Source organism: Pseudomonas sp. ASL8 (genome assembly GCF_056680355.1).
This window is the reverse complement of the sequence record NZ_CM155278.1, coordinates 2,331,509-2,347,162: the sequence shown is the minus strand read 5'-3', so window position 1 is coordinate 2,347,162 and position 15,654 is coordinate 2,331,509. Positions and strand designations below refer to the sequence as shown.

The following is a 15,654-nucleotide window of genomic DNA, read 5'->3' as shown; positions in this document are numbered from 1 at the left end:
ACATGATAAAACCGCTATTGGTCTTGTTGTTGAGCACCCTCCTGAGCCTTACGGCGAATGCAGCGGATACTGCGGTGAAAGCCCTCAGCCCCCAGCGGCTGGCCATCAATGGCGGTCTGGCGACTGTCGGCCTGAGCAAAGACTGGAAAACGCCGCAGCCCAACACCCGACGCGCCGTGATCGTCATTCACGGTCGCTTGCGCAACGCGCAAACCTACCTGCGTAGCGCCGAACGAGCGGCCTATCGGTCCGGGTATCGCAGCACTACCCTGCTGATCGCTCCGCAGTTCCTGGATCGGAAAGACATCGTCAAACACCAACTGCCGGATTCGATACTGCGCTGGCACAAAGACGACTGGATGGAGGGTGACGCGGCTATCGGGCCGGTGCCGGTGAGCTCCTTTACGGTCATCGACGAAATTCTGGCGAAGCTGAGCGATCGCAAACTGTTCCCTGCGTTGCGCGAAGTGATTGTCGCCGGGCATTCGGGCGGTGCGCAGGTGGTTCAGCGCTACGTGTTGATTGGCAAGGGCGGTGTGGCACTGGAGAAAGCCGGAGTCACCCTGCGTTACGTGGTCGCCAACCCGTCGTCATACGCGTATTTCGATGCACAGCGGCCCGGACCGGTGGACAAGGCGTCTTGCCCGGGGTTCGATACCTGGAAATACGGGATGAACAAGTTGCCGCCTTACGCTGGCAAGCAAACCGTCGAGCAGATCGAACAGAATTATGTGAAGCGTGACGTCACTTACCTGCTGGGTCAGCTCGATACCGACATCGATCACCCGGCACTGGATAGAACCTGCGCCGCCGAAGCTCAGGGCGCCTACCGCCTGATTCGTGGTCACAACTTCTTCAACTATCTGCAACAGCGCCACCCTGAAGGGCTGAACCAGCGGTTGATTGAAGTGCCTGGCGTCGGGCATGACGGCGATGCGATCTTCACCTCACCTGAAGGGCAAGCCGCATTGTTCAGGCCGGAGTAAACGACTCAACAGGATCGGTTCTGCTCGGAGGGCGTAGCAGCTGAGTTCATCACGCCAAATGCGCGACTGCTGCGCAGCCGATTCGCAGACAAGTCAGCTCCTACAAATAATGTTCTATTTCAAATGGTTACCGGTTGCTTGATAGATGCTGGCTTAAAGCGCCAGCATCTCGCGCAATGCAAAGCAATCGCTGGCGTACCAGTCGGTCAGTTCCGGCCATGGATTTTCGGGCAGGTTGACCAATACGGTATGGGTGCCTGCCGCACGACCACAGTCGAGGTCGAAGCGGTAGTCGCCGACCATCACCATCTGTGAGGGGTCGACATTCCACGCCTGAGCCAGTTTCAGCAGCCCTCCGGGATCGGGTTTTGGCGGCGCTTCGTCGCGACCGAGAACGTCATCGACGGCAAAACAATCCGCCAGGCCAATCGCGCCGAGCGTTACGTGCGCCAACTCGCGGGCATTGCGAGTGAGGATGCCCAGCCGATATCCGCGCGCCGCCAACTCTCGCACCAGTTCGACCGCACCCGCCGCAGGCTGCGACGCCAGGGCCAGCTCACGCTCGTGCTCCAGCAGCCAGGCATGCTTGGCCGCTGAAATATCGGGCGGCAGCGCGGCCAGATGACTGAGGATGTCATCCTGCTGCGGGATATCCAGGGCACGCTTGATCGCGGGAAAATCATGCACGGCCAAGGTCAGGGTGCCATCCATGTCGAACACCCAATGCCGAACCTGCGCCAGACTCACACCCAATCCTTACGATGACGGATCAAGCCTTCCTGGGTGACAGAGGCCACTAACTTGCCTGCGCGGGTATACACGCTGCCTCGCGAGAAACCACGAGAATTGCCGGCCCACGGGCTGTCCATCACGTACAGCAACCAGTCATCGGCGCGCAGATCGGCGTGAAACCAAAGGGAGTGATCAAGGCTGGCGACCTGCATATCTTTCTGCCAGACCGACTTGCCGTGAGGCTGCAACGACGTCGTCAGCAGATTGAAATCCGAGGCGTATGCCAGCATGTACTTATGCAGTGCCGGCACATCCGGCAGCGTACCGTCGGCGCGAAACCAAACGTATTTGATCGGCTCTGTCGGCTGAGGGTTATAAGGATCAATGTCAGTTACCGGGCGGAACTCGATCGGCTTCGGGCACAGCAGTTTTTCACGCATGTGATCCGAGAGCAGGTGCGCGCGCTGGCGGGTCAACTCAAGTTCCGAGGGCAGGTTTTCTGGCCCGACGACGTCCGGCATCGTGGACTGGTGCTCATAACCCTCTTCGTCGTACTGAAACGATGCGCTGCACGTGAAGATCGGCTGCCCCTTCTGGATCGCCGTGACCCGACGGGTGCTGAAGCTGCCGCCATCGCGCACCCGGTCGACCTGATACACCACAGGCAAGGCGACGTCGCCGGGGCGCAGGAAATAGCCGTGCAACGAATGCACATGGCGCTCGTCTTCGACCGTCTGACTGGCTGCCGACAGGGATTGGCCCAGCACTTGCCCGCCGAACAACTGGCGAAAGCCAAGGTCCTGACTACGTCCACGAAAGAGGTTCTCCTCAATGGGTTCCAGGGTTAGCAGTTCAACCAGATCATCCAGCACTTGGCTCATTCAGGGACTCCTCTCACAAAACTATGCTGCGCCTTCAAGGCTGCGGCGGGCGACGTATTCAGGCAGAGACAGAGGGTAACCCTAAGGTGTTGTCCCGGTCTGCGCGGCCGATGGCCAAATGATACAGAATTTGTCGGCGCCAGCCTTACTCATCCCTTCAGGGTTTGCAGCCATTGTTGCCGAGTGATTCGATACAACACATGAGGCTTCAACGGATCACCGTCAGCCAGTTTCGGATGCTCGAAGTCATCCGCAAGATCATGCTGCATGCCGATGGCCTGCATGACTTTCTGTGACGCCAGATTGTTCTGCGCAGTGAAAGACACGACTTGATCCAGCTCTAAGCGCTCGAAGCCGCAACGCAGAGCGGTCCAGGCCGCCTCACTGGCAAAACCCAAACCCCAATGTTCCCGCGCCAGACGCCAGCTGATCTCGACAGCCGGTGTGAAGTGAGCATCGAAGCTCACCACTTCCAACCCGGTAAAGCCGATAAAAGCCCCCGTGTCCTGGCGTTCCAATGCCCACAGACCAAACCCCAGCTCGGCGAAATGCCCGCGCATTCGTCCGATCTGGGCCGCGCTTTCCAGCCGGCTCATGGGTGCTGGAAAATAACGCATCACCTGCGGGTTGGCACACATCGCCGCGAACGCCGGCAAATCGTCATCTCGCCACTGCCGCATCAGCAACCGGGCACTGTTGAGTTCCAGTATCCGCTCCATCGGGCTGCTCCTATAACTGTCCAGTAAATGGCTTGCCAAAGTAGTACACCGCTCAGCAGTCCTCAATCAAGGTGCTGTGCGGGCAAGGACAATGCTGGCAACATTCAGCTTCGACCGCTGACCGGAAGCAAAATGCCCCTGCCGCTCATCTACCACGATGATTACAGCCCGGATTTCCCGGCTGAGCATCGCTTTCCGATGGATAAATTCCGTTTACTGCGCGACCACCTGATCGAAAGCGGCCTGACCACTGACGCCCAGCTGTTGCGCCCGGACGTCTGCCCAAGCGATGTTCTGGCGTTGGCCCATGATCCGGCGTACATCCAGCGCTACATGAGCGGTGACCTGTCCCGCGAAGACCAGCGCCGCCTTGGCCTGCCGTGGAGCGAGGCCCTGGCGCAGCGCACAGTGCGTGCGGTGGGCGGCTCGCTGCTGGCGGCCGAACAGGCGCTGCAACACGGCATGGCCTGCCATCTGGCGGGCGGCACGCACCATGCGCACTATGACCATCCCGCCGGCTTCTGCATTTTTAACGACCTGGCAGTGATCAGCCACTATCTGCTGGAAAGCGGTCGGGTCGGGCGCGTATTGATCTTCGATTGCGACGTGCATCAGGGCGACGGCACCGCGCGCATCCTCGCCAACACGCCCGACGCGATCACCGTTTCCCTGCATTGCGAAAAGAACTTCCCGGCACGCAAGGCTGAAAGTGACTGGGACATCCCCCTGCCCATGGGCATGGGCGATGACGATTACCTGAAAGTGGTCGACGATCTGTTGAACTACTTGCTGCAGTTCTATCAGCCGGACCTGGTGCTGTATGACGCCGGGGTCGACGTGCACAAGGACGATGCCCTGGGTTATCTGCAACTTACCGACGCAGGGGTGGCGGCTCGCGATGAAGCCGTGCTGCGCCATTGCCTGCACCGGGACATTCCGGTGATGGGCGTGATCGGTGGTGGCTACAGCAAGGACCGCAAGGCGCTGGCGCGACGGCACGGGATACTGCACCACAGTGCGCAAAAGGTCTGGGTGTCTGCCGGACTGAACTGAGCGTTTACCGCTGCCGCCCCGCCTTAACTGTCCACAATGGCTGTGGAACTGCCTGTGGATAACCTGAGCGAAAGCCTCTCCAGGCCCTATTCCGCGGGGCCTGGCGATAGCTGTATGTTTTTTGATCACGAGTTGTCCACAGGCTGATCCTGCGCACAGCCCTGAACAGAGCGCCTGTCCTCCGGTAGAATGCACGGCTTACTTCGCCGACCCGCAGTGCGCCATGACCCACGTCCCTCCAGCTGTTGCTCATTCAGTCGCGATCATTGGCGGCGGCCCTGCGGGATTGATGGCGGCCGAGGTCTTGAGCCAGGCCGGGATCAAGGTCGATCTGTACGATGCCATGCCCTCGGTAGGTCGCAAATTCCTGCTGGCGGGTGTTGGCGGGATGAACATTACTCACTCCGAACCCTACCCGGCGTTTCTCTCCCGTTACGCTGAACGCGCGCCCTTCATCGCGCCGTTACTGCGCAGCTTTGGCGCCGATTCGTTGCGCAACTGGATTCACGAACTGGGCATCGAGACCTTTGTCGGCAGTTCGGGCCGGGTGTTCCCCACGGACATGAAAGCAGCGCCGCTATTGCGCGCTTGGCTCAAGCGCCTGCGCGAATCGGGCGTCACCCTGCATACCCGCCATCGCTGGCTGGGCTGGAATGCCCAAGGTGAGTTGCGCATGGCCCACGCTGACGGCGAACAAACAATCAAACCCGACGCGGTGCTGTTGGCACTCGGCGGCGCCAGTTGGGCGCGGCTCGGTTCAGATGGCGCCTGGCTGCCCTGGCTGGAGCAACGCGGTATCAGCATCACGGCCCTGCAACCGAGCAACTGCGGGTTTGAGGTGGCGGGCTGGAGCGAACTGATGCGTAACAAATTTGCAGGCGCCCCGCTGAAGAACATCGCCATCGGCCTGCAAGGGCAAACGCCTCGCCTGGGCGAATGTGTACTGACCGAGACCGGCGTCGAGGGCAGCCTGATTTATGCGTTGTCGGCGCACATCCGTGAGCAGATCAATCAGCAGGGCTCGGCAACCGTGGACATTGACCTTCTGCCGGGCAAGTCGATCGGGAACGTCCAGGCAGCGCTGGCCAAACCACGTGGCTCGCGCTCGATGTCCAAGCACCTGCACAGTCAGTTGGGGATAGATGGGGTCAAGGCGGCGTTATTGCGCGAACTGGCGCCCACTGAGTCGTTCGCCGACCCAGTATTGTTGGGCAACGCGCTGAAGGCTTTGCCGCTGACGCTGGTCAAAGCGCGACCGCTGGATGAAGCCATCAGCACCGCAGGCGGGGTGCCGTTCGAAGCGATGACGGAAAACTTGATGCTCAAACAGCTACCGGGAGTGTTCTGTGCCGGAGAAATGCTCGATTGGGAAGCCCCCACCGGCGGCTACCTGCTGACAGCGTGTTTCGCCAGCGGCCGCGCGGCAGGGTTGGGCATGCTGGAATGGCTTCACAGCAACTCCCTCTAGCAGCGCGCTTGCCCGCGATGGCGGGCAAGCGCACTCCTGCATCAAGGTTTTTTCTTGCGCGGCCCGGTATTGAACACCGGCACTTTACGCACTGCCTTGACCATCGGCACGTCGGCGGCGGTTTCGCCACTGTCGACCCATTTGCCCAGGTTACGTTTGCCACCGCCTGACACTTTTGGTCTTTTCGGCTTCTTCGGTTTTTTCAGAATCTGGCCGCTGGCGTCGGTGGTCGGCACGCGATGCTCCGGCTCGAAATCCTGCTCTTCATGACGTTCCAGGGTCTGGCGAGTCAAGGTTTCGATGGCAGACAGCAGTTCCACTTCATCGGCGCAGACAAACGAAATCGCTTCGCCAGTCAAACCCGCACGCCCGGTACGACCGATCCGGTGGATGTAATCCTCGGCAACAATCGGCAGGTCGAAGTTGATCACGGTCGGCAGGTCGTCGATGTCCAGACCGCGAGCGGCGACGTCGGTGGCGACCAGAATCTGGACCTCGCGGGCCTTGAAACGATCAAGCGCGCGCTGACGGGTTGCCTGCGGCTTGTCGCCATGAATACCGTCGGCGTTGATGCCCAAACCTTGCAAGCGCTCGACCAGTTGATCAACACCCACACGGGTCTTGGCGAATACCAGCACCTGACTCCAGTGCTGCTTTTTCAGCAGATGGATGAACAGTTCGGTCTTGCGTTTTTTGTCTACCGGCACCACCCACTGCTTGACCGAGCTCGCCGCGACGTTGCGCGGGCTGACTTCGATGGTCAGTGGGTCATCGAGCATCTGCCCGGCCAGTTGGCGGATGGCGTCGGAGAAGGTCGCGGAGAACAGCAAGGTCTGACGACGCTTGGGCAAGGCAGCATAGATGTCACGCAGCTCTTCGGAGAAACCGAGGTCGAGCATGCGATCCGCCTCGTCGAGAACCAGGATTTGCAATTGATTAAACTTCAGCGCTTTCTGCCGATAGAGATCCAGCAGGCGACCTGGGGTTGCCACCAGTACATCGACCCCGCTGCGCAGCTTCATCATCTGCGGATTGATGCTGACGCCGCCGTACACCGCGTAAGTTTTCAGCGGCAGGTTTTCGTTGTACTGCTCAATGTTTTCATGAACCTGCTCCGCCAGTTCGCGGGTCGGCACCAACACCAGTGCGCGCACTGAGTTGGAGGCCACTTTCGGGCCTTCCATCGTCAGGCGTTGCAGCAGCGGCAAGGCGAAACCGGCGGTCTTGCCGGTGCCGGTCTGGGCGGCGGCCATCAAGTCGCGACCGGCCAGCACCGGAGGAATCGCTTGTGCCTGCACAGGCGTCGGAGTCTGGTAGCCGAGGGCCTCAAGGGCACGCAACAAGGGTTCGATCAGGCCGAGGGTGGCGAATGTCATGGGGATACCGTAGGGGAAATTCAGCGCAAGGCGCGCAGTTTACCCTGTCCGCACCGATCCAGCCTGTTCCTGTTGTTGTTCTGGTTGCTGTTCCAGGCCAGGTTGCTTGCGCCACTGTGGCAAACCGATCAGCACCACCGCGCTGATGATGACTGCCATCGCCAGACACTCTTCGACGCCGATGTGCTCACCCGCGAACACAATACCCAGCAGCACCGCCACGGCCGGGTTGACGTACGCATAGCTGGTCGCCGCCGCCGGGCGCACGTTTTTCAGCAGGTACATATAAGCGCTGAACGCCACGATTGAGCCAAATACCACCAGATACGCCAAGGCGCCCCAACCTGCTGCGCTCGGCATTGCGTGCAGATGCTCACCGCTCAAGGCGCTGCCAATCAACAGCACCACACCGGCGACGATCATTTCCGCCCCGCTGGCGATGGGGCCGACTGGCAACGGCAGACTTTTGCTCCAGACCGAACCGAACGCCCAGGAGGCCGCCGCGAAAATCACCAGCGCCGCGCCATACGGGCTGGACTGCAGATTGGAACCCATGTTGAGCAGGCCGATTCCGATCAAGCCCAGGAAGATCCCGGCCCATTCCAGACGGGTGTTGCGATGCCCCCATAACAGACCAAACAGCAGCGTGAACAAGGGCACAACGGCGACAGACAAGGCCGCGACACTGGATGTCACGCCCAGATGCTCGGCCACCGTGATCCCGCCGTTGCCGCAGGCGAGCAGCAGAAAGCCGATCATGCCCGCCGCCTTCCATTGCCTCCAGGTCGGTGCCGGGGTCCCGCGAAAGCGCATGAAGGCATAGAGCAGGCAACCGGCAATCAGAAAGCGCACCCCAGCCATCATCAGCGGTGGCCAGGATTCGATGCCGATGCGAATCACCAGGTAGGTCGATCCCCAAATCACATACAGCGCAAAAAAAGCGCCAATCAGGAGCAATGGAAAACGGCGTGAGTTCGACATACCAGGCTCTTAAGTCAGTTCTTGTGATGACTTATCTTATGAAAGTGCCAGCGGAAAAATAAGCAGCAAACCCTGTTTGTTCGCACCTGATACTTTTCAAAGAACGGATGTTTGGCTTATAAACAGTACTTTCGAAAGCTGGCCAAAGGTGCGTGATGAACCTGGATAAATACGATCGAATATTGCTCGATGCACTGCTGGAAAACGGCCGCGCTTCTTTTGCGCAATTGGCGCGCCTGGTCAACCTGTCAGCACCCGCAGTGGCCGAACGCGTGGCCAAGCTGGAAGCCAGTGGAGTGATCACCGGCTACGAGGCAAAGGTGGACATGGCCAAGGTCGGCCTGCCGATTCAATGCGTGATCGAGTTGCGCCTGGCCAGCCATGGCAATCAGCAGACTTACGATGATCTGGTGCGGATTCCCGAGCTGACCCAATGCCACCGCGTCACGGGCGACCCGTGCGTGATCATGCAGGCGGCTGTGGGTTCGATGCCGGAATTAGAGAACCTGATCAACCGGGTGGCACAGTTCGGCTTCAGCAAAACCTCAATCGTGCTGTCGACAGCAATCGAGCGGCGCATGCCGCTGGGTCATCTGGACGGTCACGGGAAGGCCTGAAAGGCGCCGCTTAAAAACCGCGCTGACGCTTCAGGGCTTCGCTGATTTTAGCCGCGGGGACTTTTTGCAAGGTGCACAGAAACTGATGGGACACCCCGGCGATGCCGTGGGTCTGGCGCAGCTCATTGGCCAGGTGCGCGGTGAGGTTGGCCGCCATCTCCGCATCGGCCATGGCCCTGTGCGCCTTGCCCGTGTGCGGCAGCTTGGCCCACGTGGTCAGGGTGCCCAGCTTGTGATTCGGTGCGCCCGGCATCAAGCGGCGCGCCAACAGCATCGAACAGGCGAAGCTTTGTTCGCGGCTGCGTTGAATGCGCGACAGTTCGTAGTCCCAGAACTTCTGGTCGAATGAGGCGTTGTGCGCCACCAGCGGGGTGGTGCCGACAAACTCCGCCACTTCATTCATGACCTGGGTCGCCGAGGGTGCCGTGCGCAGCATGCTGTTGCTGATGCCGGTCAGCCCTTCGATAAACGCGGGGATACGCACCCCGGCATTCATCAGGCTTTGGTAACGCTCGACAATGCGCCCCTGCTCCATGATCACCACGGCAATTTCGGTGGCCCGGCAGCTGTTGTTGGGGGAAATGCCAGTGGTTTCAAAGTCGATGACTGCAATACGTTCCAAACGTGATCCAACCCGTCAAAAATTTCAAATACAAAAAAGTCAGCGTTTCTGCGTTTCAGCCGATCAGCTTTTCAGCAGCAGCGCGCCTTCGATCGGCACATAACGGCTGGCGGCGCGAATCAGTGAGTTCGCGGTCAACCCTGGCACGCCATACGCGATGGCTTCGACCCCGTGTTTGCTGATGATACGATCGAGCAGCAGATCGAAATCGCCATCACCCGAAGCCAACACCACCTCATCGACATGCGGCGCGGCGTCCATGATATCGATGGTGATACCCACGTCCCAGTCGCCCTTGGCCGAGCCATCGCTGCGCTGGATATAAGGTTTGAGTTTCACGGTAAAACCGAGATTGCGCAGAATCTGCTGGAACTGCTGTTGTTTGCTGTCACCCCGATCGATGGCGTAGGCATACGCCTCGACAATCTGCCCGCGCTGGCTGATATCGGCCCACAGGGCGGCGTAGTTGAAGTGGCAACCATAAGCCTGGCGCACGGTGTAATAGAGGTTCTGTACATCGGCGAACACCGCGATTTTCTTCACCGGAAATCCTCATGGCGCAGGCGTGCGCAAGCTGGCAGCAACGACCCGGAGATTGGGTCGGTGCTCAGTATGCCAGCTTGGGGGATATTTGAAGAGAAAGGGTGTTACCCCTGTAGCGCACTTTAATCAGACGAAGGAATCGTCATCGTCGGAAAACGAACCGCCGTCATCATTGCCGTAGTCGGTATCGGCGAAACCACCCTGGTCGTTGCCATAGCCGTTGTTGTCGGTCACGCGCTGATTGTCATTACCCCAGTCATTATTGCTGCTGTTGTCACTGGCCTGGGCTGGCTCTTCCTTGATCACCTCGACCACTTCCTGCGGTTGCTGGTTGTGATGGAACAGGCTACTGATGCCTTGTGCCAACATCACGCCACCGGCCACACCGGCTGCCGTCTTCAATGCGCCGCCGAGAAATCCACTGCCCATCGGCGCGGCAGGTGCTTGTGGTTGAAACTGGCCTTGAGGCGGAGCCGCGTAATTGCCTTGTGGGGCGTTATACGGTGGCGGGCTTGCCGACGGTGACGGTTCGCGCCAGCCACCGGAAGAAGGCTGCGCGGCTGCCGGACGAGGCTGCGAGAACGATTGTGGCTGGGCTTGAGGCTGAGCGTCGCGCGAGCCACCAAAAATGCTCGACAGGAAACCGCCGCTGCTTGGCGCCGGAGCTGCCGCTTGGGCCTGAGCCTGCGCTTGTTGCAGTTGGGCCTGCAGTTGCTTGACCTGCTCGGCGAGCTGTTTGCCGTGCTCATCGAGTTGTTTGATCGCTGCTTCTTGCACCAGGATCGCCTGCGCCATGTAGTACGGGGCGGCTGGTTGCTGGTTCAGATGCTCCTTGATCCGTGCTTCAGCCTGGGCATCCCGGGGGGCTGAATCCGCTTCGGCTTGCCTCACTTTCGAGAACAGGCCATCGATCAGGGTTTGTTCTTCGCTGTTCATGGCGACCTCGTTAGATTGCCGTTAAAAAACATCACCCAGTCAGATTGACCGGACGTATTCAAGGTAATGGGGTTGATCGACGCCGTTTCAATAGAGGTTTCAAAATGTTGCCTCACCCGTGGACACGTCTCCGGGCTAAGTGCGCGGTTGGCCCGTCCCCGGCCATACGCTAAAGTGTGGCACCGCTTTTTGCCTTGCGATCCGATCAATGAATCCGCTGACCGTTCTACAAGACTCGCTGTACTTTTTCCGGCGCAACCTGAGCAGCATCCTGATGCTGTGCCTGCCGCTGGTGGTGGTCGAGGCCTTGAGTAAACAAATGCTCAGCAATGCGCTGGCCGCTGACGCCTCGCCTGCTTACGAATTACTCGTGGGGCTGCTGTTCTACCCACTGTATACCGGCGCGCTGATTCTGTTCCTGGACGCCCGCACCCGCAGCGAACAACCGCGTAAACGCGACTTGATGGCCATGGCGCTACGGCTGTGGCCGACCTTTGCCGTGCTCTCGGCCTTGAGCACGCTGCTGATCATGTTCGGCCTGTCGATGTTCATCATTCCCGGCATCTGGGTGATGGTCAAACTGGTGTTCTCCGAGTACCTGCTGGTCTTGCGCGGGATGACGCCACTGGCGGCCATGCGCGAGAGCATCAAGATGACCCAAGGCCATTTTCTGCGGATCCTGGCCTGTGTGCTGTGCGTCTACGTGCCCTTGTCGGTGCTTGAAGGGGTCAGCCTGTTCATCCTGCCAGAACCGTTGAGCATGCCGGTTTCCTTGATCATCGACAGCACCAGCAGCTTTTTGCAGTTATTTACCAGCGTCGTGATGTTCCGCTTGTTCATGCTGATCGAGGACGCCCCGGAAAAGGTTTGACCTCCCAGGCCTCTGCCCCTTTGGCGACACCTCGGCTATGCTCAGGCTCATCTTGCAACGCGATTCAGTCATTGAACGTCCTGCGTTCTAAGTTGAGCCGATGACCCGTTTATTGCGCTACACCTTGATTGGCCTGTTGGCGATGGGCTTGATGTGCCTTTTGATCTACACCCTGACCTGGCATCCCGCCGCACGCGAGTCGCTGCAGGCCAGTTGTAAAAACCCGGCACCGGTGTTGGTGCCCGGCCAGGCGCTGAAAGTCATGACCTGGAATATCCAGTACCTGGCCGGCAAGCGTTATGTGTTCTGGTACGACATGGCCGACGGCAGCGGCCCGGATGATCGCCCTACTCCGGAGGACACTGCCTACAACCTCGATGAAGTGGTCCGGGTGATCCGTGATGAACAGCCAGACATCATCCTCCTGCAAGAAGTGAACGACGGCGCCAAGAACACTGACTACGACAACCAGCTGGCGTTAATGCAAGAACGGCTCAGTGATCTGTACCCCTGCAGTTCGGAGGCGTTTTACTGGAAGGCCGACTTCATTCCGAGCCCGCATATCTTTGGCAGCGTCGGGATGAAACTGGCCACCTTGAGCCGCTACGAAATCGAACACACAGAACGCATCCAGCTGCCGCAACCCTCGACCAATCTGATCCATCGCCAGTTCCAACCCAAACGCGCCCTGCTCGTGAGCTACCTGCCATTGCGAGATGGCGGACAACTGGCAGTGATCAATACGCACCTGGACACCTTCACCCCGAACGACGACACGCTGCAGCGCCAGATAGAGGCGACCGGCAAACTGCTGGATAAATTCGAGAGTCGCGGCACGCCGTGGTTGATCGGGGGCGATTTCAATCTGTTGCCCCTGGGCCAATACCAACGGCTCGCCCCGGAACTGCGCAGTGAGTACATGCCAGACAGTGAGCTGCACAGCCTGTGGGACAAGTACCCGATGATCCCGAGCAACGCTGAAGTCGGCGGTATTGATCGCGGCAAATGGCTAACCCACTTCCCCAACGACCCACGCATCAGCGGCCCGGACCGGACCGTGGATTACTTCTTCTACAGCCCGCGACTCAAGCGCATCGACGCTCAGGTGCGAGGAGAAGACACCCTGCTGATCTCTGATCACTTTCCGGTGATAGCGCGGTTTCTCCTGCCGATGCTGCCTTAAGGCCGCATCGGGGCTTTCTGGCTCACTTCCGGGGTTTTATCCGCGCGGTCGCTTCGGCCACTAACGGGTCATCCGGCCAATAGTGTTTGGGGTAACGCCCCTTCAGGTCCTTTTTCACTTCGGCATAGGTGCTGCGCCAGAAGTTGGCCAGGTCTTGAGTCACCTGCACCGGGCGGCGCGCGGGTGACAGCAGGTGCAGTTTGATAATTTGTCGGCCGCCCGCAATGCGCGGGGTTTCGGCCAAGCCGAACAGCTCTTGCAAACGCACCGCCAGAATCGGTGGATGCTCGCTGTAGTCCAGACGCACTGAAGATCCCGACGGCACGCTCAAGTGATGCGGCGCCAGTTCATCGAGACGCTGCGGTAACGGCCACGGCAACACATTGTGCAGGATCGACGACAGGTCCAGGTTGGCGAAATGACTGAGGCGCGACACCTTGCCCAGATACGGTTGCAACCAGTGTTCCAGGCTCGCGAGCAATGCTGCATCACGTACATCCGGCCATTCGCTATCGGCCTGTTTGTCCAGATCCAGCTGACGCAGCAGCGCCACCCGCGCCTGCCATTGGCGCAGCTCGGGGGTCCACGGCAACAGCTCCAGTCCTTTACGCCGAATCAGTGCCAATAACGCCTGACTGCGGGCGGATTCGTCGAGACCCGTCAGTGGCTCGCGGCTGAGGATCAGTTCGCCCACCTTGCGCTGACGCTCGGCACGGAACACGCCTTCTCGCTCGTCCCACTCCAGATGATCGAGGGCAATCACTTGTTCTGCGAGTACTGAGTCGAAGAGCGCCGGATCAAATTCCGCCGCCAGATAAATACGTTCTTCACGCTGACCCTGACGACTGCCGAGATCGGCGACCACCAGCCATGGTTGTTTCATCAAGGCATCGGCTTCCGCGAACAACGCGGCACGACCATTGGCCAGGCGATATTCAGCGCCCCCGGCACGCCGCTGCTGTGCCACGCGATCCGGATAAGCCAGCGCCAGCAAGGCGCCCAGCCAGCGTGGGTGATCGGGATCGCTGACGGGGGTGTTAGCCGCGCTACGCTGCTGTCGCTGCAAAAGACTTCGGTACTGCCGGGCCAATTGTTTCGCCCGCTGCACACCGCCCTGAGCACCACGGGCCGCGCGCTCGGTGCCGGCCAGCAAGGTCAGTCGACTGTGCAAGTCGGCGCCGCCGCCACGCAAGATGTCGCGCTCGCCGAGCAAGGCCGCCACGTCACAGGCCAGCTCGCCCAGACCCAGCGCCTGACCGCGCAACAGTAAATGCGCAATGCGTGGATGCGCCGGCAGCTCAGCCATGGCCTGGCCGTGCCCGGTGAGTTTCCAGTCCTCACCCGATTTCTGGCTCAGCGCACCCAGCCGACCGAGCAGGTCCTGGGCCTGCGCAAAGGCGGCCGCCGGTGGCTGGTCGAGCCACACCAGTTGCGCCGGCGTAACGCCCCAGCGCGCCAGTTGCAGGGCAAGCCCTGCCAGATCCGCCTGAAGAATTTCTGCCGTGCCGTAGGCGGCCAATTGATCGTGCTGGGCTTCGGACCACAGCCGATAACACACGCCCGGCTCCAGTCGCCCCGCCCGCCCGGCGCGCTGGGTCGCACTGGCGCGGGAGATGCGCTGAGTATCGAGGCGAGTCATGCCGCTGCCGGGATCGAAACGCGGCACGCGCGCCAATCCGGCATCGATCACCACCCGCACCCCATCAATAGTAAGACTGGTCTCGGCGATATTGGTCGCCAGCACCACTTTGCGTGTGCCACTCGGCGCTGGCTCGATGGCCGCGCGCTGGGCATTCAAGTCCAGCTCGCCGTGCAACGGACACAGCAAAATATCGTGGCGCTCGCCCAGGGCCTCGGCCAATTGTTGATTAACCCGGCGAATCTCGGCCTGCCCCGGCAGGAATACCAGCACGCTACCCGACTCATCGCCCAGCGCGTCGAGTACGGTTTGCACCACCCGAGGCTCGATAAATTCACCGGTCTGAAACGCTCGCCCCCAGCGCATCGCCACCGGGTACATACGCCCGTCACTGCGGACAACAGGCGCATCGCCCAGCAGACTGGACAGGCGCTCACCTTCCAGCGTCGCCGACATCAACAGGATCTTTAGCGGTTGCTCGTCCCGAAACAGGCCTCGTCCATTCAGGCTCAAGGCCAGTGCGAGGTCGGCATCCAAGCTGCGCTCGTGGAACTCATCGAAGATCAGCAGGCCGACGCCTTCCAGCGCCGGATCGTCCTGCAAGCGACGGGTGAGAATGCCTTCCGTGACCACTTCGATTCGGGTCGTGGGACCGACTTTGCTTTCCAGACGGATCCGGTAGCCGACGGTTTCACCGACTTTTTCGCCCAGCTCCCAAGCCAACCGCTCAGCCGCCGCTCGCGCTGCCAGCCGTCGCGGCTCAAGCATCAGAATGGTCTGCCCGGCCAGCCACGGTTCTTGCAACAGCGCCAAAGGCACACGCGTGGTTTTACCGGCGCCCGGAGGCGCTTCGAGCACCGCTTCGTGACGCGCCGCCAAGGCATCGCGCAAGGCAGGCAGGACAGCATCGATTGGCAGAGAAATCATGGCAGCTCCAGAACAGGCTGCCGATTATACGGGGCCAGCGTCATCGCACGAAGGACGACTGCAATAGTCTTAGCCATGAAGCATTTGCCTTGTATAGTTACCCCCATCATTCAGGAGATC

General features: G+C 60.2%; 15 protein-coding genes. 6 read left to right on the top strand and 9 right to left on the bottom strand.

The window, feature by feature from the left end; genetic code table 11:
• Positions 1-2 precede the first annotated feature (2 nt).
• Entirely contained in the window at positions 3-986 is a 984-nt protein-coding gene (locus AC1MEA_RS10690; RefSeq protein ID WP_219062641.1) for an alpha/beta hydrolase, read from the top strand.
• Between the two features lie 153 nt (positions 987-1,139).
• Here AC1MEA_RS10690 and AC1MEA_RS10685 read toward each other — a convergent pair whose 3' ends face one another.
• The 3 genes from AC1MEA_RS10685 to AC1MEA_RS10675 form a co-directional block, all read right to left on the bottom strand.
• Positions 1,140-1,733 (bottom strand): HAD family hydrolase, encoded by a 594-nt coding sequence (locus tag AC1MEA_RS10685; protein WP_219062642.1) that lies wholly within the window; start codon positions 1,731-1,733, stop codon positions 1,140-1,142.
• On the bottom strand, positions 1,730-2,599 hold the full coding sequence (gene tesB / locus AC1MEA_RS10680) for an acyl-CoA thioesterase II (protein ID WP_480917744.1): 870 nt from the start codon (positions 2,597-2,599) through the stop codon (positions 1,730-1,732). The genes AC1MEA_RS10685 and tesB overlap by 4 nt, the downstream gene beginning before the upstream one ends.
• Positions 2,600-2,748: 149 nt before the next feature.
• A complete protein-coding gene (locus AC1MEA_RS10675) occupies positions 2,749-3,318 on the bottom strand; it encodes a GNAT family N-acetyltransferase (RefSeq protein ID WP_480917742.1) in 570 nt (189 codons plus the stop codon).
• A 132-nt stretch (positions 3,319-3,450) separates the two neighbouring features.
• Here AC1MEA_RS10675 and AC1MEA_RS10670 point away from each other — a divergent pair, with 132 nt between their 5' ends.
• A complete protein-coding gene (locus tag AC1MEA_RS10670; RefSeq protein ID WP_480917741.1) occupies positions 3,451-4,371 on the top strand; it encodes a histone deacetylase family protein in 921 nt (306 codons plus the stop codon).
• A 223-nt stretch (positions 4,372-4,594) separates the two neighbouring features.
• On the top strand, positions 4,595-5,839 hold the full coding sequence (locus AC1MEA_RS10665; protein WP_480917739.1) for a TIGR03862 family flavoprotein: 1,245 nt from the start codon (positions 4,595-4,597) through the stop codon (positions 5,837-5,839).
• Between the two features lie 41 nt (positions 5,840-5,880).
• Here AC1MEA_RS10665 and rhlE1 read toward each other — a convergent pair whose 3' ends face one another.
• A complete protein-coding gene (rhlE1, locus tag AC1MEA_RS10660) occupies positions 5,881-7,215 on the bottom strand; it encodes an RNA helicase RhlE1 (protein ID WP_480917738.1) in 1,335 nt (444 codons plus the stop codon).
• Positions 7,216-7,254: 39 nt separating this feature from the next.
• On the bottom strand, positions 7,255-8,196 hold the full coding sequence (yedA, locus tag AC1MEA_RS10655) for a drug/metabolite exporter YedA (RefSeq protein ID WP_480917736.1): 942 nt from the start codon (positions 8,194-8,196) through the stop codon (positions 7,255-7,257).
• 161 nt (positions 8,197-8,357) lie between these two features.
• Here yedA and AC1MEA_RS10650 point away from each other — a divergent pair, with 161 nt between their 5' ends.
• Positions 8,358-8,813, top strand: a complete 456-nt coding sequence (locus tag AC1MEA_RS10650; RefSeq protein ID WP_449635491.1) for an Lrp/AsnC family transcriptional regulator — start codon at positions 8,358-8,360, stop codon at positions 8,811-8,813.
• A 10-nt stretch (positions 8,814-8,823) separates the two neighbouring features.
• Here AC1MEA_RS10650 and AC1MEA_RS10645 read toward each other — a convergent pair whose 3' ends face one another.
• From AC1MEA_RS10645 to AC1MEA_RS10635, 3 genes are all read right to left on the bottom strand, one after another.
• Positions 8,824-9,435 carry a 3'-5' exonuclease gene (locus AC1MEA_RS10645; protein WP_449635471.1) on the bottom strand — a complete coding sequence of 204 codons (612 nt, stop codon included), beginning with the start codon at positions 9,433-9,435 and terminating at the stop codon, positions 8,824-8,826.
• Positions 9,436-9,498: 63 nt separating this feature from the next.
• On the bottom strand, positions 9,499-9,978 hold the full coding sequence (locus AC1MEA_RS10640) for an NYN domain-containing protein (RefSeq protein WP_480917735.1): 480 nt from the start codon (positions 9,976-9,978) through the stop codon (positions 9,499-9,501).
• Between the two features lie 126 nt (positions 9,979-10,104).
• The gene (locus tag AC1MEA_RS10635) at positions 10,105-10,914 is read right to left on the bottom strand and encodes a DUF2076 domain-containing protein (protein WP_480917733.1); all 810 of its coding nucleotides are present in this window, start codon (positions 10,912-10,914) and stop codon (positions 10,105-10,107) included.
• A 208-nt stretch (positions 10,915-11,122) separates the two neighbouring features.
• Here AC1MEA_RS10635 and AC1MEA_RS10630 point away from each other — a divergent pair, with 208 nt between their 5' ends.
• Together AC1MEA_RS10630 and AC1MEA_RS10625 are read left to right on the top strand one after the other, a co-directional pair.
• On the top strand, positions 11,123-11,785 hold the full coding sequence (locus AC1MEA_RS10630) for a YciC family protein (RefSeq protein WP_480917731.1): 663 nt from the start codon (positions 11,123-11,125) through the stop codon (positions 11,783-11,785).
• A 100-nt stretch (positions 11,786-11,885) separates the two neighbouring features.
• Entirely contained in the window at positions 11,886-12,968 is a 1,083-nt protein-coding gene (locus tag AC1MEA_RS10625; protein WP_480917729.1) for an endonuclease/exonuclease/phosphatase family protein, read from the top strand.
• Positions 12,969-12,990: 22 nt separating this feature from the next.
• On the opposite strand, the gene hrpB is transcribed toward AC1MEA_RS10625, so the two are convergent.
• A complete protein-coding gene (hrpB, locus tag AC1MEA_RS10620) occupies positions 12,991-15,534 on the bottom strand; it encodes an ATP-dependent helicase HrpB (RefSeq protein ID WP_480917727.1) in 2,544 nt (847 codons plus the stop codon).
• Positions 15,535-15,654: the final 120 nt, after the last annotated feature.